Source organism: Streptomyces sp. 2131.1, from assembly GCF_900105515.1.
In the GTDB taxonomy this organism is placed as follows: domain Bacteria; phylum Actinomycetota; class Actinomycetes; order Streptomycetales; family Streptomycetaceae; genus Streptomyces; species Streptomyces drozdowiczii.
Genome location: NZ_FNSY01000001.1, coordinates 1,223,665 through 1,246,150, shown reverse-complemented (window position 1 = coordinate 1,246,150; position 22,486 = coordinate 1,223,665). Strand labels below are relative to the sequence as shown.

The following is a 22,486-nucleotide window of genomic DNA, read 5'->3' as shown; positions in this document are numbered from 1 at the left end:
CGTCCGGTCCGAGGACGCCTGGGCCGCCCGTACCCGCACCTACTTCGAAGGAGCCCGTATGACAGCCGAGCCCACCCGCGCCCCCTGGCGGGGCGTCATGGTCGCCACCCCGCTCACCCTGCGCGAGGACCGGTCCATCGACTTCGACGCGTACGCAGCCCACGTCCGAGACCTCATCGCCGCGGGCTGCGACGGCGTGGTGCCCAACGGCTCGCTGGGGGAGTACCAGACCCTCACCGACCGGGAACGGCAGGACGTCGTGCGCGTCGCCGTCGAGGCGGCCGGGGACGGGGACAGGGTGATGCCCGGGGTCTCCTCGTACGACAGTGTCCAGTCCCGGCGCCGGGCCGAGGAGGCGGCCGATGCGGGGACAGGGTCCGTCCTGCTGCTGCCGCCCAACGGCTACCTCTGCGAGGACGCGGCCGTGCGCGCCCACTACGCCGAGGTGGCGGCGGCCGGCCTGCCCGTCGTGGCGTACAACAACCCGTACGACACCAAGGTGGACCTGACGCCCCGGCTGCTCGGGCAGCTCCACGCGGAGGGTTCGATCGTCGCCGTCAAGGAGTTCAGCGGTGACGTCCGCAGGGCGTACGAGATCGCGGAGGAGGCGCCCGGGCTCGACCTGCTCGTGGGCGCCGACGACGTCCTGCTGGAACTCGCCCTGGCCGGGGCCGTCGGCTGGATCGCCGGCTGCCCCAACATGCTCCCGGCCGGCTGCGTCGAGCTGTACCGGGCGGCCGTCGCCGGCGACCTGGAACGGGCCCTGCCGCTCTACCGGCGGCTGCACCCGCTGCTGCGCTGGGACTCCAAGCCGGAGTTCGTCCAGGCCATCAAGGCGTCCATGGACGTCGTCGGCCGGCACGGCGGCCCGACCCGCCCGCCCCGCCTGCCGCTCGGCGCGGACGCCCTCGCCTCCGTACGCGCCGCCACCGAGAAGGCGCTCGCCGAGGGCCTGGGCTGAGAGGGGAGAGACGATGCGCAGCCGCCATGTCTTCCACGCCGTCGACTCGCACACCGAGGGCATGCCCACCCGCGTCATCACCGGCGGGATCGGCACGCTCCCCGGCGCCACCATGGCCGAGCGCCGCGCCCACTTCGTCGCGCACCGGGACGCGGTGCGCACCCTGCTGATGTACGAGCCGCGCGGCCACGCGGCGATGAGCGGTGCCGTCCTCCAGCCGCCGACCAGGCCCGACGCGGACTTCGGGGTGCTGTTCATGGAGGTCTCCGGCTGCCTGCCGATGTGCGGGCACGGCACCATCGGGGTGGCCACCGTACTGGTGGAGACCGGCATGGTCGCGGTCACCGAACCGGTCACCACCGTACGGCTGGACACCCCCGCCGGGCTTGTCACCGTGGACGTCCGCGTGGAGGACGGGGCCGCCGCCTCCGTCACCCTCACCAATGTGCCGGCCTTCAGCGCCGGGCTGGATCTCACCGCGAAGGTCCCCGGTTTCGGTGACGTGCCGTACGACCTCGCCTACGGGGGCAACTTCTACGCGATGGTGCGGCTGGAGGACCTGGGCCTGCCGTTCGACCGGTCGCGCAAGGACGAACTGCTGGCGGCGGGACTGGCGTTGATGGACGCGGTCAACGCCACGGACCGGCCGGTCCATCCCCTGGACCCGGACATCCACGGGCTCAAGCACGTCCAGTTGATCGCGCCGGGATCCGACGCGGCGCACTCGCGGCACGCGATGGCCATCCACCCCGGCTGGTTCGACCGCTCGCCCTGCGGCACCGGCACGTCCGCGCGGATGGCCCAGCTGCACGCCCGGGGGGAACTCCCGCTGGACCGGGACTTCGTCAACGAGTCCTTCATCGGCACCCGGTTCAGCGGCCGGCTGGTCGGTGAGACCACGGTGGGCACGCTGCCGGCGGTCGTCCCGACGGTCACGGGACGGGCCTGGATCACCGGGACCGCGCAGTACTTCCTCGACCCCGACGACCCGTTCCCGGAGGGGTTTCTGCTGTGAACCCGCACCCGCCTCAGGGACAACGTCACATTGTATTCTGGGGCCCCGTACGGTGCTGGAGGAACAGACATGGCCCGCCTCACGTCGCTGAACGCCATCTCGGCGCAGGAGCACCTGCGCGACCAGGTGGCGCACGCGCTGCGGGCGGCGCTCATCTCCGGCGAACTGAGTCCCGGCACGGTCTACTCGGCGCCCGCGCTCGCCGCCCAGTTCGGCGTATCCGCCACCCCCGTCCGTGAGGCGATGCTCGACCTGGTGCGCGAGGGCCAGGTCGAGGCCGTCCGCAACAAGGGCTTCCGCATCACCGAACTGACCGAGCAGGACCTCGACGACTTCACCGAGCTGCGCGCGATGATCGAGGTCCCCACCGTCGGCCGGATCGCGCGGATGGGCCTCACGGACGAGCTGGAGGCGCTGCGGCCCGTCGCGCAGGAGATCGTCGAGGCCGCCCGGCGCCACGACATCCTGGGCTACCTGGAGGCGGACCGCCGCTTCCACCTGGCCCTGCTCGCCCTCGCGGGCAACCGCCGGCTGGTCGAGGAGGTCGGCGAGCTGCGCAAGCGCTCGCGGCTCTTCGGGCTCAACCGCCTGGCCGATTCCGGGCAGTTGACCGCTTCGGCGGAGGAGCACGTGCAGCTGCTCGACCTGGTGGTCGCGGGGGACGCGGAGGGCGCCGAGGCCTGCATGCTCGCGCACATGTCGCACGTCCGCTCCCTGTGGGCCGGTGACGACCGGACCGATGCGGCGAAGGCCCCGGCCGGTCGGGCGTAGTTCCCAAACCCTCTGGCTCCCAAGGGCTGTTGACGTCCGCACGAATGTTCTGACGGCCGCTTCCTAAAGACATGTGACATGTGCCATTGTACTGACGGCTACGCAGAGGTCGTGTCCATGTCATGCGCCGTTCCCGTCACCCCCGGTGGACGGCCTCATCCCCGTCCGGCCTCACCCGCGCCAACCCCCACGGCCGCGCAGCGTCGCGCGGTCCCCACACCGCTGGGAGGCGGCACGTGAAGAAGAGAACGGTCCGACAGCGATTCACCGCAATCGCCACCGCGGCCCTGGCGACCTGTCTGGGCGTCGGCATGCTCACCGCCCCGGCCAGGGCGGACGCGCTCCGGCCCGCCGTCCCGGCCACCACCGCGCACCGGACGGCCGGCGAGGCGGCGCCCGGGCCCGGCGGCCCCGCCGCACAGGCCCTCACCGCAACCGCGCAGGACCCCGCCCACCTCGGCGGCGCGGCCGTGAGCCCCGCCGACCGGGCCCCGCTCAGCGCCTCCGAGGACGCGCTGCGACGGGACTACGACGACCCGCGCGCTGCCGAACCGAGCCACCCGGCCCCCTCCATGAGGGCGAAGTCCCCCGCCCGGGCCGCGGCTTGCTCGGTGAGCGACTTCACCGGCCGCACCGGCAGCGCCCTCGTCCAGCAGATCAAGGCGTCCACCGCCGACTGCGTCAACGCCCTCTTCTCCGTCAAGGGCAACGACGGCTACCTCGCCTTCCGCGAGGCGCAGATGGTCACCGTCGCGAACGCCCTGCGCGACGGATCGGCCGCCTACCCCGGCGACAGCAGCACCGGCATGCCCCAACTGGTGCTCTACCTCCGGGCCGGGTACTACGTGCAGTACTACGACCCCGGCACCGTCGGCTCGTACGGCACCGCCCTGCGCACCGCCATCCAGGGCGGCCTGGACGCCTTCTTCGCCTCCGCGCACTCCCGCGACGTCACCGACGCCAACGGCGAGACCCTGGCCGAGGCCGTCACCCTCATCGACAGCGCCGAGCAGAACGCCCGCTACCTCTTCGTCGTCAAGCGGCTGCTGGCCGGCTACAACTCCTCGTACAACAGCTCCTGGTACATGCTCAACGCGGTCAACAACGTGTACACCGTGACCTTCCGGGGCCACCAGCTGCCCGCGTTCGTCAGCGTCGTCGAGTCCGACCCGAGCCTGCTCGACGCGCTCGCCGCCTTCGCCCGCGACCACCTGGACCTCCTGGGCACCGACCAGTCGTACCTGGCCTCCAACGCGGGGCGCGAGCTGGCCCGCTTCCTCCAGGAGGACACGCTGCGCCCCAAGGCGAAGCCGCTGGTCGTCGACCTCCTCGGCCGCAGCTCCCTCACCGGGCCCACCGCGCCGCTGTGGGTCGGCCTCGCCGAGATGGCCGACTACTACGACAGCGCGAACTGCTCCGCGTACGGCACCTGCGACCTGGCAGCGCGCCTGAAGAGCGCCGTCCTGCCGGTCTCGTACACGTGCAGCGACAGCATCCGCATCCTCGCCCAGCAGATGTCCTCCGCCGACCTCACGAAGGCGTGCACCAGCCTGCGCGGGCAGGACGCCTACTTCCACCAGGTGGCCCGGGACAACGGGCCCGTCGCCGGGGACCGCAACACCACCATCGAGGTGGTCGTCTTCGACTCCAGCACCGACTACCGGACGTACGCCGGAGCCATCTACGGCATCGACACCGACAACGGCGGGATGTACCTGGAGGGCGACCCGTCGGCGGCCGGGAACCAGCCGCGGTTCATCGCCTACGAGGCCGAGTGGGTCCGGCCGGACTTCCAGATCTGGAACCTCAACCACGAGTACACCCACTACCTCGACGGCCGGTTCGACATGGCGGGCGACTTCGGCGCCGGTGTCACCACCCCGACCGTCTGGTGGATCGAGGGCTTCGCGGAGTACGTCTCCTACTCGTACCGCGACGTCACCTACGACGACGCCCTCACCCAGGCCGCCGCGCACACCTACACCCTGCGCACCCTCTTCGACACCACCTACGAGAACGCCGACCAGACCCGCGTCTACAACTGGGGCTACCTGGCTGTTCGTTACATGCTCCAGTCGCACCGCGCCGACATGGACAAGCTGCTGGGCCTCTACCGCGCCGGCGACTGGAACGGCGCCCGCACCCTGCTCACCTCCACCATCGGCAGCCGCTACGACGCCGGCTGGAACACCTGGCTCACGGCGTGCGCGGCCGGCAGTTGCGGCACCACGACCAACCCGCCGACCGAGCCCGCCACCCAGTGCACCGGCAGCGACGCCCGCGAACTCGGCCAGGACTGCGCCCGGGACGGGCAGCACGCCACCCGGGGCAACTACGCCCACCTGTACCTCTACATACCCGCCGGCACCGACCGGCTGACCATCACCACCAGCGGCGGGACAGGCGACGCCGACCTCTACTACAGCGCCGGCGGCTGGGCGACCACCGGTTCGTACACGGCCAAGGCCACTGGCAGCGGCAACGCCCACACCCTCACGGTCGAGCACCCGGCGGCCGGCGCGCACTACATCAGCCTGTACGGCGTGCGGGACTTCGGGCAGGTGAGCGTCATCACCCGCTACTGATCCGGCCGCCTCAGAGCAGCCTGAGCGCGTCCGGCCCCGACCGCTCCCGGATGATCTCCACCAGCCGGTCGAAGAGGGTCGGACCGCGCCCCGCCGCCGCCTGCGCACACTCCTCCCGCAGGCGGCCGCGGTTGCTCTCATGGGCGCGGGCGGCCATCCGTTCCAGGTAGCGGGCGGTCTCCGCGTGCCCCAGCGCCCGTGCGGACAAGGCGTGGTCGCGCCACTCGAAGACGAGGTCGCCGTCGTCCGGCGTGCCCATCCCGCCGCCCAGGCAGTCCGCGAAGGCGTCGAGATTGCGGCCGAAGTAGCCGCCGGGCCCGTTCACCGCCTCGCCGACCACGGTCCAGAAGCTGTCCGGGCCGGTGATCCGGGAGCCCTCGATCACATAGGTCACGGTCATGGGGCGAGCGTACTCGCGCCGGTCCGCGCCGCAGGTGGGGGACTGTGGCGCGGACCGGACCGGGGGAGTGGTCAGCAGTCGTGGTCGACGAGGTCGAACGTCTCGTAGTGGTCGGCGGTGTAGTAGTCCTCCCGGCTCTCCTCACCCGTGACGATGCGCCGCGCGCCGCGCGTGGAGGAGCCGGGGGTGATCACGGTGTACTCGTGGTAGTAGCCGGTGCTCTGCGAGGGCAGCACGCCCTCGCGGTTCTGGAAGACGGTGCCGTCCTGGTCGTACGGGAACGGGCCGCCGGACTCGATGAGGTCCAGGGTGTCGTGGGCCTGGGACGGCAGATCCGAGTAGCAGATGCTGCCGACCGACGTGGTCGTCGCCGAAGCGGCCGCCGTGACGGGGCCGCCGACGAGGAGAGCGGACAGAAGGGCGGCCGCGCCGCCGAGCGTGGTGATCCGTGGGGGGATTCGCATGGTCCATGATGACGCGCGTAGACAGCGTCGCGTCAACGCCAACCAGGGTGAATTCTTGTGGAGTTAACCGTGGAGAGGGAACACATCCCGCTACGGCGGCCGCCGGAGTGCCACGGGCGTCCGGCGCTCGAACGCGAGTCCGTGCCCGCTCAGCGGCTGACGGAGCGCCAGATGTGGTACGGGACCGTGCGGGCGGCCTCCTCGATGTCGATGTCCCCCACCGCGAGCCAGCGGCGCGCGATGCTCGTCACCGGTCCCAGGATCAGCGACTCCAGGACCGGCAGCGGCAGCGCGACCAGCTCGCCCGACTCCCGGTGGGCGTGGAGCCAGGCGGCGAGCGGGGCGATCCGGGCCTCCTGGGCGCCCCGGAGTTGCCGGGCGTTGGTGATGGCCTCTCGGTCGGCGGTGACCGAGTGCATCAGCCGGGCCGCGTCCGGATGCTTCTGGACGAAGCGGAGGTACGTCTCCGTCAGCGCGCACACCCCGCCGCGCGCGTCCGTCACCTGTTGCATCGCCTCGACCACCTCGCCGAGGAGGCGGCCCAGCCAGGACTGCGCGAGCGCGAGGGTGACGCCCTGGAGGCTGCCGAAGTGGTGGTAGATGCTGCCCGCGCTCACCCCGCTGGCCGAGGTGATCGCGGCCAGAGTCAGGCCGTCCTCGCCATGGGCCGCGTACAGCTCCAGCGCGCAGTCGAGCACCTGGGCGGCCGTGGCCTCACCACGCTGCTGCTTCGGGCTCACCGAGGCGGCCCCCTTTCCGGAATCAATGGCTCCTCATGATGCCCCGGAGGGCAGCATTGGCGAGAGTTCCGGAAATCTTTCCAGAAGTTGTTCCAATTGGTGCCCCCTTTGCTTCACACTGAACCTTTGCCGTGCCAAGTCGCGGCCGCACATGGGGATTTCAGGTGACGGAGGCGGTCCCGGGGGCCGCTGTTCGGGACACACGGGGAGCGCTCGAACATGACCGGCGTGAACAATGGCGACCACGCGGACAACGAGGACTACCTCGACGGAGGCATCAAACCGCTGACACCGTCGGACCCGGCGCGCATCGGGCCGTATCTGCTGCTCGGCCGGCTCGGCGCGGGCGGCATGGGGCGGGTCTACCTCGCCCGGTCCGACGGCGGCCGCACCGTCGCGGTCAAGGTGGTGCACCCGGAGCACGTCGCGGACCCGCAGTTCAGGGGCCGCTTCCGGCGCGAGGTCGAGGCGGCACGGAGCGTCGGTGAGCGCTGGACCGCGCCCGTCCTGGACGCGGCACCGGACGCCGAATTTCCCTGGGTGGCCACGGGCTACGTGCCCGGGCTCTCGCTGGAACAGGTCGTGCGGGGACACGGCGCGCTGCCCGCCGCCTCCGTGCAGGCCCTCGCCACGGGGCTGCTGCACGCGCTGAAGGACATCCACGCGGCGGGCATCGTCCACCGCGACCTGAAGCCGTCCAACGTGATGCTCACGATGGAGGGGCCCAAGGTCATCGACTTCGGGATCGCCCGCGCCATCGGGACCGCCGTCGAGTCCCTGCTCACCAGTACCAACATGATGATCGGCACGCCCGGGTTCATGGCCCCGGAGCAGGTGCACGGGGAGAGCGCGGTACCGAAGAGCGACGTCTTCACCCTCGGCTGTGTGCTGACGTACGCGGCGACCGGGACGCTCCCCTTCGGGCACGGGGCGAGCAACCAGCACGCGATCATGTACCGGATCGCCGAGGCCGAGCCCGAGCTCGATCGGGTCCGGGACGCGGATCTCAAGGCGCTGATCGGCGGGCTGCTGGTCAAGCCGGTCGAGGACCGGCCCTCCGTGGACGAACTGCTGGCCGAGCCGGGGCGGGAGTCCGGTCCGGTCGCCTCCTCGTGGCTGCCCGCCGCCGTGGTGAGCCATCTGGCCCGCCAGTCCGCCCAGTTGCTCGACGCGGAGGCGGAGCCGCTGCGGGAGAAGGGCGACCGCGCGACGATCGACCTCCGGGCGGCGCCGGAAGTGGCGGCTCTGGTGGCCGGCGAGGAGACGGCGGAGAAGAAGAAGCCGAAGCGCCGCCGCCCCTGGCTGGTCGCCGTACCGCTGGTGGTCGTCCTCGGAGGCGGGGGCGGCACGCTGGTCATGCTCCAGCCGTTCAGCCACGGGGGAGCCGACGCGCACGCGGCGCCCCCGGCGGCCACGTCGACGGGCCCGACCGCCGCGCCGGAGCCCTCGGCGGCCGGCAGCGCGTCCCCGACCGGCAGCAAGAGTCCGAAGGCGTCCCCGAGCAAGAAGAAGGCGGGCGGCGGCAAGGACGGGGAGGACGGCAAGGACGGGGAGCCGGGCAGGAACGGCCGGGACGCGGGGACCGCGGGCGGCGGCTCGGGCTCCACCGGAAGCGGCTCGTCCTCGGGCGGTTCGGCCACGGGCGGCGGCAGCACCGGCGGCGGCTCGTCCTCCACCGGGGGCGGCGGCTCCACCACGACCGGCGGCAGCTCGGGCGGCAGCAGCTCCGGCGGCTCCACGAGCACGTCCGGCGGCGGGGGTTCGACCAGTACGTCGGGCGGCTCCACCGGCGGATCGGGCGGCGGCGGCAGCACGGTGCCCGCGGCATTCGTCGGCACCTGGAAGTACGGGGAGGTGTACAACACGGGCCGGCCAGGCACCATCACCATCTCCAAGGACGGCGTGGTGCGCCTCAGCGACTACGTGTACAACAACTGCCCGTACGAGGGAAAGGTGACGTCCAGCACCAGCAGCCGGCTCGATGTCGGCACCCTGAAGCTCGTCGGCCCGAACCCCGGTTACTGCTACACCACGACGGGCGCGACCTTCTTCGTCACCAACGGCAGCGGCATCCAGCACGACGTCAGCGGGATGAAGTACTACTACAAGCGAGCCTGAGCCCCGCACGATTTACTCCGGTCCGCAGGACTCCGCAAGCGTGACAGCCCGTAGGTGGGGCATGCATTGCGTGAGCACCTTCGAGACAGGGGGCGAATGACCGTGTGGGCGGGGGAAACGATGGAGTGTCATGAAGAGGCCCGGATGCATCGCAGGGTGGACCGGGCCGACCTGGCAGCCGTGGGAGAAGTGCGCGGGGCCGTACGGGAGTTACTGCGCTACCGGTGGAAGGAGGAGCCGGCCCGGGTGGCCGAGCTGCTGCTCAGCGAACTGGTGACCAACGCCCTGGTCCACACGGACGACGGCGCGGTCGTCGCCGTGAGCGTCGCACCCCGCCGCCTGCGGGTGGAGGTGCGGGACTTCATCACCGGAATGCCGCCCGCGTCGCACGTACCGCCCGCCGACGACGGTACGCACGGCCGGGGGCTGATCCTGGTGGAAAGCCTCGCCGACTCCTGGGGCGTGAGCCCCCGCGCGCTGGGCAAGGTGGTGTGGTTCGAGCTGGACGGCGAACGGCCCTGACGGTCCTCGCGGGCCGTCAGGGCCGGTTCGTACGCGACTGCCGTCCCGCCTCTCAGCCGAACTGCTGCTCCAGGTCCTTCAGTTTCTGCTCCAGCGAATCGAGCCGGGGCAGGGCCTGGGTGTCGTCCTCGGCGGTGAGATTGACCGGGGCCGATTCGCTCGCGCCCAGTTCAGGGACGCTCGCCGAGTTCGAGTGGTTCACGGCTTGCAGGGATGGCCGGGGTCGCAGGGGCAGCTGACCCGGCTCGGATATGGCGGGCTCCGCGACGGACTGCGCGGAGCCCGTCGCCGGGGCGAGCGCGGCCACCTCGACCGGGGCGCCGCCCCGCCCGAGCCGGCCCCAGGCCCGGTTCTGCCGGTTCAGGGCCTTGATGTGGGCCCGGTCCAGCTTCTCCTGGTCCTTCCTGCGGAGACGGTTCTGCTCCTTCTCCCTGCGGTCCTCGCGTACCTCGTCGACCGCCTCGTCCAGCGTGCGTACGCCTTCGAGGAGCATCAGCGACCAGGCGCCGAAGGTCTCCCGGGGCGCGCGCAGCCAGCGCACGATCCGGATCTGCGGCAGCGGCCGGGGCACGAGGCCCTGCTCGCGCAGGGCGGCCCGGCGGGTCTGCTTCAGCGCCCGGTCGAACAGCACGGCGGCCGAGAGGGACATCCCCGCGAAGAAGTGCGGGGCGCCCGCGTGGTCGATGCCGCGCGGCGCGTGCACCCAGTTGAACCAGGCGGCCGCACCGGCGAAGGTCCACACCAGCAGCCTGGAGCCGAGCGCCGCGTCCCCGTGGCTGGCCTCCCGCACGGCGAGGACCGAGCAGAACATCGCGGCCCCGTCCAGGCCGAAGGGCACCAGGTACTCCCAGCCGTCGGAGAGGCCGAGGTTCTGTTCGCCGAAGCCGACGAGCCCGTGGAAGGAGAGCGCGGCGGCTACCGCCGCGCAGCAGAACAGCAGCACGTACGAAGCGGTGGCGTACAGCGCTTCCTTGCGTCTGCGCCGCTCCTCGCTGCGTTCCCAGCTGTCGTCAGCCGCGGATGTGTCGGAGGCGCGCTTGCCGCGCGCGACGACCGCCACCGCCGCCATGACCCCCACGAGCAGCACGGCGCCCGGAAGCAGCCAGTCAAGCGATATGTCGGTCAGTCTCATGCGCGGTCCCTTGCGTCACGTAGGGGGTTTCGGACGCCATCGTGGCGGAAACTCCCTCACGTCCAGACGGTTTCGGGGCAAGAGAACGCCAATGGGGTGCCCGACGTCGTCGATGTGGACGATCTGGTCGAACACCCCTCAGTGGTGTGCGCATGATGTTCGAATCAACGCCACTCGTCCGGGCGGTGTGGATCGGCGGAGTCGATCAGGTGGCGGGCGTGAGTTTGCGGACGCGCTCCTCGTCACACGTACGTGGGCAGGTGACGCAGGTGTCCTCGGGGCGCAGCGTGTAGAAGAGGCAGCAGCTGGCGCGGTCCCGGGTGGGCAGTGATTCTCCGTTCGGGCCGGTCAGCTCGCGGAAGCCGGCGGTGCCGACGTACGGCTTCGTGGCGCCCGGCAGCAGCGCCTCCAGTTCCGTCATGGCGCGCTGCTCCTCGCCCAGCAGATGGGCGACGTACCAGAGGCCCTCGACGATCTCGTCGGTCGCCATCCCCCACAGGGCCCGCTTGCCGCGCCGCATGCGCGGACGGAAGCCGTCGAGCACCGGGCCCAGGTGTTCGGCCACCGCGTCCAGCACCTCGGCCCGCAGCGCGGCCTCGTCGGCCACCACCCGGGCACCCGGCAGCGCGGCCGCCGGATCGTCGGGCAGGCAGGCGAACTCCCGTACCCGCAACGTCAGATGGCCCAGCGCCCGCTGGAACGAGACGTCCTCGACCGGGACGCGGGGCACGCGGCGGTGCAGGAACCACGGAACGGTCACCAACAGGCAGGCCGGCCAGGCGTAGCGGTGCAGTCCGAAGCTGGCGATCACATCGGGCCGGCCCTCCTGCCCGTAGTCCCGCCGGACCTGCTCGTCGTCGAAGGCGAGGAAGGTGTCCAAGGCGTCGCCACCCGCGGCCAGCTCGTGCGCGCCCACCCAGCCGGGGCCGCCGGGGGCGCTCTCGCCGTCGGCGAGGATCTCGGCGCGCAGCCCGGGGAAGACCTCGGTCAGGCGCGCGTACGCGTCGGCCACGGGGGAGGCCGTCACTGCGGGGAGCAGGGCGGGCAGGGTCATGCGGGGACCACCGATTCACGATCGTCAGCAGGTAAGCCTTACCTTACCCTGCCGGATCGATGTTTGAACTGGGGCCCCTTGCGCCTATCGTGCACTGAGGGCGCCCGACCCGCGAGCCGCGCCCGCGACCGGCCGAGGAGGTGCCCGTGGAGCAGGGCGGAGCGCGCGAGGAGGTGCGGCCCCGGCACGGGGCGTCCGCCGGCGTGCCCGCCTCGTCCGTCCGGGTGCCGGAACAGGCCCGCGGCGAGCACACCCACGGGGAGCACCCGCACGAGGCACCCCGCGTCCAGGTCCGCCGGCACTCGGTGCGCGGTCAGATCCTTGAGGCCCTGCGCGCCGCCCTCGTCGACGGCGAGCTGGTCCCCGGACAGGTCTACTCCGCGCCCGCGCTCGGCGCCCGTTTCGGCGTGTCGGCCACCCCGGTCCGGGAGGCGATGCAGCAGCTGGCCACCGAGGGGGCCGTGGAGGTCGTGCCGAACCGGGGCTTCCGGGTCGCCGAGCGCGGACCGCGCGAGCTGGCGGAGCTGGCCGAGGTCCGGGCCCTGATCGAGGTCCCCGTCATGCTGCGGCTCGCCCGCACCGTCCCGCCCGCCCGCTGGTGCGCCCTGCGCCCGCTGGCCGACGCCACCGTCGCCGCGGCGGCCGTCGGCGACCGGGCGAGCTACGCGGAGGCGGACCGGGCCTTCCACGGCGCGGTGCTCGCCCTCGCCGGAAACAGCAGTCTGGTGGCCGTCGCCGACGACCTGCACCGCCGCTCGCAGTGGCCCCTGGTGGACAACCCGGTCACCCGGCGCGCCGACCTGCTGGCCGACGCCTCCGAGCACACCGCGCTGCTCGACGCGCTGATCGCCCAGGACGTGGCGGTCGTCCAGTCCCTGGTACGCGAGCACTTCGCGGGCGCCGACGGCTGAGAGCGCCGTGGCGCGGCGCCCCGGCCCCGGCTCAGTTCGCCTCGACCGTCTCCGGCGGCGGCGGGTCCAGGTGCGGGCCCAGCCAGGTCGGCACGCCGCCCAGCAGCCGGAAGAGGCGGCCCGCCTCGGCACGCAGCCGGGTCGCGGCCTCGGGCTCCGGCTCGGCGTCGGCCATCGCGATCAGCGCCGGAGCCGTACCGACCAGGTAGCCCAGCTCCTCCCTTATCCGCAGGGACTCCGCGAAACCGTGCCGGGCCTCGGCCAGTTCGCCCTCGCGCAGCGCGATCAGCGCGAGGTGGCGCCAGGTGGAGGAGAGCAGCAGCGCGTCGCCCTGCGCGGTGGCGCCGGCGTGGGCCCTGCGGTAGGCGGCCCGGGCGGCCTGCGGGGAGTCCGCGATGTTCTGCGCGATCAGGCCGCGCCGGAAGTCGAGCAGCGGCCTGCCCTGGGCGGCGGGGGAGAGCAGGGCGGCGGCCCGGCCGAGCGCCACCCGGGCCTCGTCGGCGCGGTCCCGTACTCCGAGGAGGGTCGAGGCGTACGCGAGGTAGCCGCGTTCGCAGGCGGCCGCGCCGCGCTCCTCGTCGTCGTGCGCCATGGCCTCGGCGGTGCGCAGGGCGTCCTCGGCGTCCGTCCAGCCCTGGCCCGTGTACAGGCACCGCTCGGTCAGCAGGGCCGTCCGCTGGAGGGCCGCGGCCGGGTCGGTGGCGGCGTCGTGCTCCAGCAGGGCCGCGGCGTCCGTCCAGCAGCCGCGCGAGCGCAGCCGCCATACCGCGGTCTGGAGCGGAGGATCGTCATCTGCTGTCGTTCCGGAACCAGACATGGCGGTATGCGCCACATTGCCCTCCCCGAGCGCGCCTTCGAGCTGAGTATGGGCCGCATCACAGCATGGAATGGCACGCCGGGCCAAGAGGGCGAGGCAATGTCAGGTGAAAGTTTTCACAATCGGCGGGAGTGTCCCTGGCGCGCCTCAGACCCTTGCGGGGCCCGGGAATTCAGCTCATGCGCAGGGCCAGGAAGAAATCGAGCTTGTCCTCCAGGCGCGCCAGGTCACGCCCCGTCAACTGCTCGATTCGCCCGACCCGGTAGCGCAGCGTGTTGACGTGGAGGTGCAGCCGGGCCGCGCAGCGCGTCCACGAACCGTCGCAGTCGAGGAACGCCTCCAGCGTCGGGATCAGCTCCGCGCGGTGGCGCCGGTCGTACTCGCGCAACGGGTCGAGCAGCCGCGCGGTGAACGCCCGGCGCACGTCGTCCGGGACGAACGGGAGCAGCAGGACGTGCGAGGCCAGCTCGTGGTGGCCGGCCGCGCAGACCCGCCCCGGACGGGCCGCCGCGACCCGGCGCGCGTGCCGGGCCTCCTCCAGGGCGCCGCGCAGCCCCTCAGCCGAGTGCACCGAGGCGCTGACACCCAGTGTCAGGCGGCCGTCGTCGGCGAGCCCCGCGGAGAGCGGGGCGCGCACGGCGGCGAGCAGCGCGTCGGCGTGCAGGGCCGGTCCGTCGCCCTCCGCCGCGCCCTCGGCGGCGTCGCCCGCCGTGCCCTCCGCCCGGTCCGGGGCGGCGGGCAGCGGCACCAGCGCGATCGCCTCGTCACCCGTGTGGGCGACGGCGATCCGGTCCGCCGAGTCGGGTCCGGTCACGGCCGGGTCGACGAGGATCTCCTCAAGGAGGGCCTGGGCCACCGGGCCTCCCTGGACACGGGACGCGCCCTCCTCGTCCCACTCGACCCGGGCCACCACGACCTGCCAGTGCGGCGCGGTGCCCAGGCCGGGGAGCAGGACCGGGGTGGCCACGCGCAGCCGGGCGGCGATCTCGGCGGGCGCGGCGCCCGCCTGGACCAGCTCCAGTACCTCCTGGGCGAGCCGGCGGCGCACCGTGCGGGCCGCGTCGCGCCGGTCGCGCTCCACCGCGATCAGCTGGGTGACGCCCTGGAGGAGGTCGAGCCGCGCGGCAGGCCAGTCGCTCGCGTCGGCCTCCACGGCCAGCAGCCAGTCGGAGAGCACCGACTCGCGCACGTCGCGGACGGCCGGCGCGGCGCCGCCCCGGCCGTTGTTCCGGATGGGGAAGAGCGAATACGTCGTACCGCCCAGCGCGGCCCGGTGCGGGGCGCGGCGGCCGGAGCGGACGGCGGCGAGATGCAGCCCGGCCAGCTCCGCCCCGGCGGCGGCGGACAGCGGGGCGCCCGCGCCCGCGATCTGCCGGCCGGTGGGGGAGAGCACCCAGGCATGGAGGTCCAGGTCGGAGCCGAGGAGATCGAGGACCACCTCCGGGCCGCCGCCCGCCGGGCCCGAGGTCATGAGCCTGCGGTGCCGGTCCACCACGGCCGCCAGGTCGCCGGCCCGTTCCCCGGAGACCTGGCGCACCACGTACTCGGTGATCGTTGCGAACGCGACCGTCTCGTGGACGGCGAACAGCGGCAGCCGGTGGCGCAGGCACGCCTCGACGAGATCGTCCGGGATGTCGCCCAGCTCCGCCTCGCCGGCCGCGAGCCCGGCCACCCCGGCGCCCGCCAGGATGCGTACGAAGGGCTCCGAGTCCTCGGCGTCCCGGCGCCAGGCCAGGCCGGTCAGGACCAGCTCGCCGCCGGTGAGGTAGCGGCTCGGATCGCGCAGGTCGGTCGTCATCACCCCGCGCACCGAGCGGTCCAGCTCCTCGTCGCCGCCGAGCAGCCGCAGGCCCAGCGCGTCGTTCTCCAGCAGTGCGCGCAGCCGCATCGGGTCGCCGCCGATCTCTTTCGTTGGTACGGGTGAAGTCTGGGTGTTGCGGTGAGGCTGTTGAGCCCCGCCATTCGTTCGAATCTACAAGACATGAGCGGAGACCGGCCAACCGCTTCATGGGTTCGGTGACTGCACCAGGTGGAGCAGGGCTTGTGTACTGGGCCACACACCGCGTGAACAAGACATGAACAAGTTCGAGGGCCGGCCGTCACCCAGCCCAGCGTGAAGACACGATTGAGAAGAAGAGAGCCACCATGGACTTCCTTCGCCCCGCAAGCTGGGAGGAGGCGCTCGCCGCCAAGGCCGAGCACCCGACGGCTGTGCCCATCGCCGGGGGCACCGATGTGATGGTCGAGATCAACTTCGACCACCGGCGCCCCGAATACCTCCTGGACCTCAACCGCATCGGTGAGCTCACCGAGTGGGAGGTGGGCCAGGAGAACGTACGGCTCGGCGCCTCGGTGCCGTACAGCCAGATCATGGAGCACCTGCGGGCCGAGCTGCCCGGTCTCGCGCTCGCCTCCCACACCGTCGCATCCCCGCAGATCCGCAACCGCGGCGGCGTCGGCGGCAACCTGGGCACCGCGTCCCCGGCCGGTGACGCCCACCCGGCCCTGCTCGCCGCCGGCGCCGAGGTGGAGGCCGAGTCCGTGCGCGGCACCCGGATGATCCCCATCGACGCCTTCTACACCGGCGTCAAGCGCAACGCACTCGAACCGGACGAGCTGATCCGGGCCGTGCACATCAAGAAGGCCGACGGGCCGCAGCAGTACTCCAAGGTCGGCACCCGCAACGCGATGGTCATCGCCGTCTGCGCCTTCGGCCTGGCCCTGCACCCCGAGACCCGCACGGTCCGCACCGGCATCGGATCGGCCGCACCGACACCCGTACGGGCCAAGGAGGCCGAGGAGTTCCTGAACGCCGCCCTGGAGGAGGGCGGGTTCTGGGACAGCCGGACGATCATCACCCCGTCCGTCGCCCAGCAGTTCGCCACGCTCGCCGCCGGCGCCTGCAACCCGATCGACGACGTGCGCGGCACCGCGAGCTACCGCCGGCACGCCGTCGGGATCATGGCCCGCCGCACCCTCGGCTGGGCCTGGGAGTCATACCGCGGCAACGGCCGCAGCACCGAAGGAGCCGCCTGATCATGCGCGTCAATTTCACGGTCAACGGCCGCCGCCACGAGGCCGACGACGTCTGGGAGGGCGAGTCCCTCCTCTATGTCCTGCGCGAGCGCATGGGCCTGCCCGGCTCGAAGAACGCCTGCGAGCAGGGCGAGTGCGGCTCCTGCACGGTCCGCCTCGACGGGGTCCCCGTCTGCTCCTGCCTGGTCGCCGCCGGCCAGGTCGAGGGCCGCGACGTCGTCACCGTAGAAGGTCTGGCCGACTTCGCCGCCCACCGCGCCGAGGCCCACCCCGGCACCGGCTGCGCCTCCGGCGCCTGCGGCACCTCGCTGGACCGGGCCAAGCGCTGGAAGGCCGAGCCCGCCGCGGGCGACGAGACCCGCGACACCGGCGAGCTCTCCCCGATCCAGCAGGCCTTCATCGACGCCGGAGCCGTCCAGTGCGGCTTCTGCACCCCCGGCCTCCTGGTCGCGGCCGACGAGCTCCTGGAGCGCACCCCGCAGCCGTCCGACGCGGACATCCGCGAGGCGCTCTCCGGCAACCTCTGCCGCTGCACCGGCTACGAGAAGATCCTCGACGCGGTCCGCCTCGCGGCCGCCCGCGCGGAAGAGACGGTCTGAGCCATGGGCGTTACCGGTTCCCCCACCAACATCAACCAGGGCACCCGCACCAAGGGCGGCATCGGCGAGTCCACGCTGCGCCCCGACGGCATCCTGAAGGTCACCGGCGAGTTCGCGTACTCCTCGGACATGTGGCACGAGGACATGCTCTGGGGCCACACCCTGCGCTCCACCGTCGCCCACGCGGAGATCGTCTCCATCGACGTCTCCGAGGCGCTGGCCACCTCCGGCGTCTACGCGGTCCTCACCTACGACGACCTGCCGGCCGAGATGAAGAACTACGGCCTGGAGATCCAGGACACCCCCGTCCTCGCCCACGGCCGGGTCCGCCACCACGGCGAGCCCGTCGCGCTCGTCGCGGCCGACCACCCGGAGACGGCCCGCCGCGCCGCCGCGAAGATCCGGATCGACTACCGCGAACTGCCCGTCGTCACCGACGAGGCGTCCGCGACCGCGCCCGGCGCCCCCCTCATCCACGAGGGCCGCGACGACCACCACATCGGCCACGTGCCGCACCCCAACATCGTCCACCGCCAGCCGATCGTCCGGGGCGACGCGGCGGCGGCCGAGGCCCGGGCCGATGTGATCGTCAAGGGCGACTACTACTTCGGCATGCAGGACCAGGCGTTCCTGGGCCCCGAGTCCGGGCTCGCCGTACCCGCAGAGGACGGCGGCGTCGACCTGTACGTGGCCACCCAGTGGCTCCACTCCGACCTGCGCCAGATCGCGCCCGTGCTCGGCCTGCCCGAGGACAAGGTCCGCATGACGCTCTCCGGCGTCGGCGGCGCCTTCGGCGGGCGCGAGGACCTGTCGATGCAGATCCACGCCTGCCTGCTCGCCCTGCGCACCGGCAAGCCCGTGAAGATCGTCTACAACCGCTTCGAGTCCTTCTTCGGGCACGTCCACCGCCACCCGGCCCGGCTCCACTACGAGCACGGCGCCACCCGCGACGGCAAGCTCACGCACATGAAGTGCCGCATCGTCCTGGACGGCGGCGCCTACGCCTCCGCCTCCCCGGCCGTCGTCGGCAACGCCTCCTCGCTGGCCGTCGGCCCGTACGTCATCGAGGACGTCGACATCGAGGCGATCGCCCTCTACACCAACAACCCCCCGTGCGGCGCGATGCGCGGCTTCGGCGCCGTCCAGGCGTGCTTCGCCTACGAGGCGCAGATGGACAAGCTCGCCGCCCGTCTGGACATGGACCCGGTCGAGTTCCGGCAGCTCAACGCCATGGAGCAGGGCACCCTGCTGCCCACCGGACAGCAGGTCGACTCGCCCGCCCCGGTCGCCGAACTGCTGCGCCGCGTCAAGGCCATGCCGATGCCGCCCGAGCGCCAGTGGGAGAGCGCCGGCGAGCACGCCGACGTACGGGCCCTGCCCGGCGGCCTGTCCAACACGACCCATGGCGAGGGCGTCGTACGCGGGGTCGGCTACGCGGTCGGCCTGAAGAACGTCGGCTTCTCCGAGGGCTTCGACGACTACTCCACCGCCCGGGTCCGCATGGAGGTCATCGGCGGCGAACCCGTCGCGACCGTGCACACCGCGATGGCCGAGGTCGGGCAGGGCGGCGTCACCGTGCACGCCCAGATCGCCCGTACCGAACTCGGCGTCTCCCAGGTCACCATCCACCCCGCCGACACCCAGGTGGGCTCCGCCGGATCGACCTCCGCCTCCCGCCAGACGTACGTCACCGGCGGCGCGGTCAAGAACTCCTGCGAGGCCGTCCGCGAACAGGTCCTGGAGATGGGCCGCCGCAAGCTCGGCACCCACCACCCCGCCTGGGCCACCGCCGAACTCCTCCTGGAGGGCGGCAAGGTCGTCACCGACGGCGGCGAGGTGCTGGCCGACATCGCGGACGTCCTGGAGGACGAGGCGGTCGACATCGAGCTGGAGTGGCGCCACCGGCCCACCGAGGCCTTCGACCTGCGCACCGGACAGGGCAACGGCCACGTCCAGTACTCCTTCGCCGCGCACCGCGCGGTCGTCGAGGTCGACACCGAGCTCGGCCTGGTCAAGGTCATCGAACTGGCCTGCGCCCAGGACGTCGGCAAGGCGCTCAACCCGCTGTCGGTCGTCGGCCAGATCCAGGGCGGCACCATCCAGGGGATGGGCATCGCCGTCATGGAGGAGATCATCGTCGACCCGGTGACCGCGAAGGTGCGCAACCCCTCCTTCACGGACTACCTCCTCCCCACCATCCTCGACACTCCGACCATCCCGGTCGACGTGCTCGAACTCGCCGACGACCACGCCCCGTACGGGCTGCGCGGCATCGGCGAGGCCCCGACCCTGTCGTCCACCCCGGCCGTCCTCGCGGCGATCCGGAACGCGACGGGTCTGGAGCTCGACCGGACACCGGTGCGGCCCGAACACCTCACCGGCGTCTGACCGGGGCTCCGCCCCCACCGCTCTCCGGGCGGTGCGCGCCACCGGCGAACGTCACACTTCCCCGGCCCGCACCGCCCGGAGGCCCAGGGTCCCGCGCCGCTCGCGGCCCCGAACCCCCCGCACCCGGAACGGCGGCAGCCGTTCCGAGCCCTTCCTGCATGAACAGTTCGTCTCGGGCCGTCCCCCGGGTCGTGCCGCCAGCGCAGTCATCCCAAATCCCGCATTTCGATTCTTCATCGCGGGTGCCCCTGTGAACCTTGGGAGTCAGGCATCATGACCCAGCAGTCAGTGCAGCCGAAGACCGGTGCGGAGGACGCGGGCCCCGGCTCGCGCGTCCCCGCCGGCAGATCATGGCTCGACCGGTACTTCCACATATCCGACCGCGGCTCGACCGTGGCGCGGGAAGTGCGCGGCGGCGTCACGACCTTCATGGCCATGGCGTACATCCTCCTGCTCAACCCGCTGATCCTCGGCGGCAAGGACGTCGACCAGAACGTGCTCAGCCAGCCGGCGCTGATCACCGCCACCGCGCTCGCGGCGGCGGCGACCACCCTGCTGATGGGCTTCGTCGGCAAGGTCCCGCTCGCGCTCGCCGCGGGCCTCAGCGTCTCCGGTGTCCTGTCCTCGCAGGTCGCCCCCGAAATGACCTGGCCGCAGGCCATGGGCATGTGTGTGATGTACGGCCTGGTGATCTGCCTCCTGGTGGTCACCGGTCTGCGTGAGCTGATCATGAACGCGATCCCGCTCCCGCTGAAGCACGGCATCACCATGGGCATCGGCCTGTTCATCGCCCTGATCGGGCTCTACAAGGCCGGCTTCGTCGGCAAGGGCACCGCGACCCCGGTGACCCTCGGCCCCACCGGTGAACTCGCCGGCTGGCCCGTCCTCGTCTTCGCGGTCACCCTGCTGCTCATCTTCATGCTCCAGGCCCGCAACATCCCCGGCGCGATCCTGATCGGCATCGTCGTCGGCACCGTGGTCGCCGTCGTGATCAACAAGGTCGCGGACGTCGACCCGAAGATCTGGAGCAGCGGCCCGCCCGAGCTCAACGGCTCCGCGGTCTCCTCACCGGACTTCTCGCTCTTCGGCGACGTCGACTTCGGCGGCTGGGGCGACGTCGGCGCGATGACCGTCGGCTTCATCGTCTTCACCCTGGTGCTCGCCGGCTTCTTCGACGCGATGGCCACCATCATCGGCGTCGGCACGGAGGCCGGGCTAGCCGACGACAAGGGCCGCATGCCGGGCCTGTCCAAGGCGCTGTTCATCGACGGCGCGGGCGGTGCGATCGGCGGTGTGGCCGGCGGTTCGGGGCAGACGGTCTTCGTGGAGTCCGCGACCGGCGTCGGCGAGGGGGCCAGGACGGGCCTCGCCTCCGTCGTAACCGGCCTGTTCTTCGCCGCCTGCCTCTTCTTCACCCCGCTCACCGCGATCGTGCCCGCCGAGGTGGCGTCCGCCGCCCTCGTGGTCATCGGCGCCATGATGATGCAGAACGCCCGGCACGTGGACTGGAGCGACCGCTCCGTGGCCATCCCCGTGTTCCTCACGGTGGTCCTGATGCCGTTCACGTACACCATCACGACCGGTGTCGCGGCGGGCGTCATCTCCTACACCGCCATCAAGGCCGCCCAGGGCCGGGCCCGCGAGGTCGGCGCCTTCATGTGGGGCCTGACGGTGATCTTCATCGTCTACTTCGCCCTGCACCCCATCGAGAGCTGGCTCGGGGTCAGCTGACCCGCCGCTCCCACACCCGCCAAGGAGACCGAGATGCTGGACATCGCCGAAGAGCTCGACCGCTGGGCCGGGCAGGGACGCGATTTCGCCGTGGCCACCGTCGTCGCCGTCGGCGGCAGCGCGCCCCGTCAGCCGGGGGCCGCGCTGGCCGTCGACCGCGACGGCACGGCGATCGGCTCGGTCTCCGGCGGGTGTGTGGAGGGCGCGGTGTACGAGCTGTGCCAGGAGGCGCTCGACGACGGCCTGACCCGCCTCGAACGCTTCGGCTACAGCGACGAGGACGCCTTCGCGGTCGGCCTGACCTGCGGCGGCGTCATCGACATCCTGGTGACCCCGGTCCGGGCGGACGACCCCGCCCGCCCGGTGTTCACCGCCGCGCTCGCCGCCGCCGTACGGGGGGAGGCGGCGGCGGTCGCCCGGATCACCGACGGGCCCGCCGAACTCCTCGGCCGGCCCCTGCTGGTACGGCCCGACGGCACGTACGAGGGCCGGCTCGGCGGACACCCCGAGCTCGACCGCACCGCCGTGGCCGAAACCCGCGCCATGCTCGACCAGGGACGCACCGGCACCCTCACCATCGGCGCCGACGGCTCGCGCTGCGGGCAGCCCCTCACGCTGCTCGTGGAGTCCAGCGTCCCGCCGCCCCGGATGATCGTGTTCGGGGCCATCGACTTCGCCTCGGCCCTGGTCCGCGCCGGCAAGTTCCTCGGCTACCACGTCACGGTGTGCGACGCGCGGCCCGTCTTCGCGACGAGGGCCCGCTTCCCGGACGCCGACGACCTGGTCGTCGACTGGCCGCACCGCTACCTGGACGGCACTGCCGTGGACGCCCGCACGGTCCTGTGCGTCCTCACGCACGACGCCAAGTTCGACGTCCCCCTCCTGGAGGCGGCGCTCAGGCTTCCCGTGGCGTACGTCGGCGCGATGGGCTCCCGCCGCACCCACCTCCAGCGCAACGACCGGCTCCGCGAGGCCGGGGTCACCGAGCTGGAACTGGCGCGCCTGCACTCGCCGATCGGCCTCGACCTCGGAGCCCGTACGCCCGAGGAGACGGCCCTGTCGATCGCCGCCGAGATCATCGCCGTCCGGCGCGGCGGCAGCGGCGCCCCGCTCACCGGCGCGCACACCCCGATCCACCACCCCGGAGGGCCGCCCCCGGCGGGGCGCATCGGCTCCGTGGCCTGAAGTGGCCCCCACACGCCCCGGCCACGCGGTGTCCGCGTCCGGCGGGTAGCCGCCACG

General features: G+C 72.5%; 19 protein-coding genes. 12 read left to right on the top strand and 7 right to left on the bottom strand.

The window, feature by feature from the left end:
- Positions 1-58 precede the first annotated feature (58 nt).
- The 4 genes from BLW14_RS05545 to BLW14_RS05530 all read left to right on the top strand — a co-directional run bounded on the left by BLW14_RS05545 (position 59) and on the right by BLW14_RS05530 (position 5,332).
- Entirely contained in the window at positions 59-961 is a 903-nt protein-coding gene (locus BLW14_RS05545) for a dihydrodipicolinate synthase family protein (RefSeq protein WP_093704922.1), read from the top strand.
- Positions 962-974: 13 nt separating this feature from the next.
- Entirely contained in the window at positions 975-1,976 is a 1,002-nt protein-coding gene (locus BLW14_RS05540; RefSeq protein ID WP_093704920.1) for a proline racemase family protein, read from the top strand.
- A gap of 69 nt (positions 1,977-2,045) precedes the next feature.
- Entirely contained in the window at positions 2,046-2,747 is a 702-nt protein-coding gene (locus BLW14_RS05535; protein ID WP_093704918.1) for a GntR family transcriptional regulator, read from the top strand.
- 236 nt (positions 2,748-2,983) lie between these two features.
- Positions 2,984-5,332 (top strand): M9 family metallopeptidase, encoded by a 2,349-nt coding sequence (locus BLW14_RS05530; protein ID WP_093704916.1) that lies wholly within the window; start codon positions 2,984-2,986, stop codon positions 5,330-5,332.
- Positions 5,333-5,342: 10 nt separating this feature from the next.
- Here the strand turns inward: BLW14_RS05530 and BLW14_RS05525 are convergent, their stop codons facing one another.
- The 3 genes from BLW14_RS05525 to BLW14_RS05515 all read right to left on the bottom strand — a co-directional run bounded on the left by BLW14_RS05525 (position 5,343) and on the right by BLW14_RS05515 (position 6,936).
- Complete coding sequence (locus BLW14_RS05525; protein ID WP_093704914.1) at positions 5,343-5,732, bottom strand: barstar family protein; 390 nt, start codon at positions 5,730-5,732, stop codon at positions 5,343-5,345.
- A gap of 71 nt (positions 5,733-5,803) precedes the next feature.
- Positions 5,804-6,196: a guanyl-specific ribonuclease gene (locus BLW14_RS05520; protein ID WP_093704912.1), complete on the bottom strand. Its 393-nt coding sequence runs from the start codon at positions 6,194-6,196 to the stop codon at positions 5,804-5,806.
- Between the two features lie 149 nt (positions 6,197-6,345).
- Entirely contained in the window at positions 6,346-6,936 is a 591-nt protein-coding gene (locus BLW14_RS05515; RefSeq protein WP_093704910.1) for a TetR/AcrR family transcriptional regulator, read from the bottom strand.
- 219 nt (positions 6,937-7,155) lie between these two features.
- Between BLW14_RS05515 and BLW14_RS05510 the strand changes: the two genes are divergently transcribed.
- Both BLW14_RS05510 and BLW14_RS05505 read left to right on the top strand, forming a co-directional pair.
- Positions 7,156-9,054 (top strand): serine/threonine-protein kinase, encoded by a 1,899-nt coding sequence (locus BLW14_RS05510; protein WP_093704908.1) that lies wholly within the window; start codon positions 7,156-7,158, stop codon positions 9,052-9,054.
- Between the two features lie 156 nt (positions 9,055-9,210).
- Complete coding sequence (locus tag BLW14_RS05505; RefSeq protein WP_093704906.1) at positions 9,211-9,576, top strand: ATP-binding protein; 366 nt, start codon at positions 9,211-9,213, stop codon at positions 9,574-9,576.
- Between the two features lie 52 nt (positions 9,577-9,628).
- Here BLW14_RS05505 and BLW14_RS05500 read toward each other — a convergent pair whose 3' ends face one another.
- On the bottom strand, positions 9,629-10,708 hold the full coding sequence (locus BLW14_RS05500; RefSeq protein WP_093704903.1) for a DUF2637 domain-containing protein: 1,080 nt from the start codon (positions 10,706-10,708) through the stop codon (positions 9,629-9,631).
- A 205-nt stretch (positions 10,709-10,913) separates the two neighbouring features.
- Positions 10,914-11,762 carry a (2Fe-2S)-binding protein gene (locus BLW14_RS05495; protein WP_093704901.1) on the bottom strand — a complete coding sequence of 283 codons (849 nt, stop codon included), beginning with the start codon at positions 11,760-11,762 and terminating at the stop codon, positions 10,914-10,916.
- Between the two features lie 146 nt (positions 11,763-11,908).
- Between BLW14_RS05495 and BLW14_RS05490 the strand changes: the two genes are divergently transcribed.
- On the top strand, positions 11,909-12,673 hold the full coding sequence (locus BLW14_RS05490; protein ID WP_093704899.1) for a GntR family transcriptional regulator: 765 nt from the start codon (positions 11,909-11,911) through the stop codon (positions 12,671-12,673).
- A 31-nt stretch (positions 12,674-12,704) separates the two neighbouring features.
- On the opposite strand, the gene BLW14_RS05485 is transcribed toward BLW14_RS05490, so the two are convergent.
- Positions 12,705-13,490: a hypothetical protein gene (locus BLW14_RS05485; protein WP_018523764.1), complete on the bottom strand. Its 786-nt coding sequence runs from the start codon at positions 13,488-13,490 to the stop codon at positions 12,705-12,707.
- A gap of 172 nt (positions 13,491-13,662) precedes the next feature.
- Positions 13,663-15,378 carry a PucR family transcriptional regulator ligand-binding domain-containing protein gene (locus BLW14_RS05480; protein ID WP_093704897.1) on the bottom strand — a complete coding sequence of 572 codons (1,716 nt, stop codon included), beginning with the start codon at positions 15,376-15,378 and terminating at the stop codon, positions 13,663-13,665.
- A gap of 257 nt (positions 15,379-15,635) precedes the next feature.
- Here BLW14_RS05480 and BLW14_RS05475 point away from each other — a divergent pair, with 257 nt between their 5' ends.
- The 5 genes from BLW14_RS05475 to BLW14_RS05455 all read left to right on the top strand — a co-directional run bounded on the left by BLW14_RS05475 (position 15,636) and on the right by BLW14_RS05455 (position 22,429).
- Positions 15,636-16,526 carry an FAD binding domain-containing protein gene (locus tag BLW14_RS05475; protein WP_093704895.1) on the top strand — a complete coding sequence of 297 codons (891 nt, stop codon included), beginning with the start codon at positions 15,636-15,638 and terminating at the stop codon, positions 16,524-16,526.
- Between the two features lie 2 nt (positions 16,527-16,528).
- Entirely contained in the window at positions 16,529-17,125 is a 597-nt protein-coding gene (locus BLW14_RS05470; RefSeq protein WP_093704893.1) for a (2Fe-2S)-binding protein, read from the top strand.
- A 3-nt stretch (positions 17,126-17,128) separates the two neighbouring features.
- Positions 17,129-19,513, top strand: a complete 2,385-nt coding sequence (locus tag BLW14_RS05465; RefSeq protein WP_093704891.1) for a xanthine dehydrogenase family protein molybdopterin-binding subunit — start codon at positions 17,129-17,131, stop codon at positions 19,511-19,513.
- Positions 19,514-19,786: 273 nt separating this feature from the next.
- A complete protein-coding gene (locus BLW14_RS05460; protein ID WP_093704889.1) occupies positions 19,787-21,244 on the top strand; it encodes an NCS2 family permease in 1,458 nt (485 codons plus the stop codon).
- Between the two features lie 33 nt (positions 21,245-21,277).
- A complete protein-coding gene (locus tag BLW14_RS05455) occupies positions 21,278-22,429 on the top strand; it encodes an XdhC family protein (protein ID WP_093704887.1) in 1,152 nt (383 codons plus the stop codon).
- Positions 22,430-22,486: the final 57 nt, after the last annotated feature.

Bases quoted from the DNA above. Each gene is read 5' to 3' on its own strand.
- BLW14_RS05545 (WP_093704922.1), top strand. From the start codon at position 59: ATGACAGCCGAGCCCACCCGCGCCCCCTGGCGGGGCGTCATGGTCGCC.
- BLW14_RS05540 (WP_093704920.1), top strand. From the start codon at position 975: ATGCGCAGCCGCCATGTCTTCCACGCCGTCGACTCGCACACCGAGGGC.
- BLW14_RS05535 (WP_093704918.1), top strand. From the start codon at position 2,046: ATGGCCCGCCTCACGTCGCTGAACGCCATCTCGGCGCAGGAGCACCTG.
- BLW14_RS05525 (WP_093704914.1), bottom strand. From the start codon at position 5,732: ATGACCGTGACCTATGTGATCGAGGGCTCCCGGATCACCGGCCCGGAC.
- BLW14_RS05520 (WP_093704912.1), bottom strand. From the start codon at position 6,196: ATGCGAATCCCCCCACGGATCACCACGCTCGGCGGCGCGGCCGCCCTT.
- BLW14_RS05510 (WP_093704908.1), top strand. From the start codon at position 7,156: ATGACCGGCGTGAACAATGGCGACCACGCGGACAACGAGGACTACCTC.
- BLW14_RS05500 (WP_093704903.1), bottom strand. From the start codon at position 10,708: ATGAGACTGACCGACATATCGCTTGACTGGCTGCTTCCGGGCGCCGTG.
- BLW14_RS05495 (WP_093704901.1), bottom strand. From the start codon at position 11,762: ATGACCCTGCCCGCCCTGCTCCCCGCAGTGACGGCCTCCCCCGTGGCC.
- BLW14_RS05485 (WP_018523764.1), bottom strand. From the start codon at position 13,490: ATGTCTGGTTCCGGAACGACAGCAGATGACGATCCTCCGCTCCAGACC.
- BLW14_RS05480 (WP_093704897.1), bottom strand. From the start codon at position 15,378: ATGCGGCTGCGCGCACTGCTGGAGAACGACGCGCTGGGCCTGCGGCTG.
- BLW14_RS05475 (WP_093704895.1), top strand. From the start codon at position 15,636: ATGGACTTCCTTCGCCCCGCAAGCTGGGAGGAGGCGCTCGCCGCCAAG.
- BLW14_RS05470 (WP_093704893.1), top strand. From the start codon at position 16,529: ATGCGCGTCAATTTCACGGTCAACGGCCGCCGCCACGAGGCCGACGAC.
- BLW14_RS05465 (WP_093704891.1), top strand. From the start codon at position 17,129: ATGGGCGTTACCGGTTCCCCCACCAACATCAACCAGGGCACCCGCACC.
- BLW14_RS05460 (WP_093704889.1), top strand. From the start codon at position 19,787: ATGACCCAGCAGTCAGTGCAGCCGAAGACCGGTGCGGAGGACGCGGGC.
- BLW14_RS05455 (WP_093704887.1), top strand. From the start codon at position 21,278: ATGCTGGACATCGCCGAAGAGCTCGACCGCTGGGCCGGGCAGGGACGC.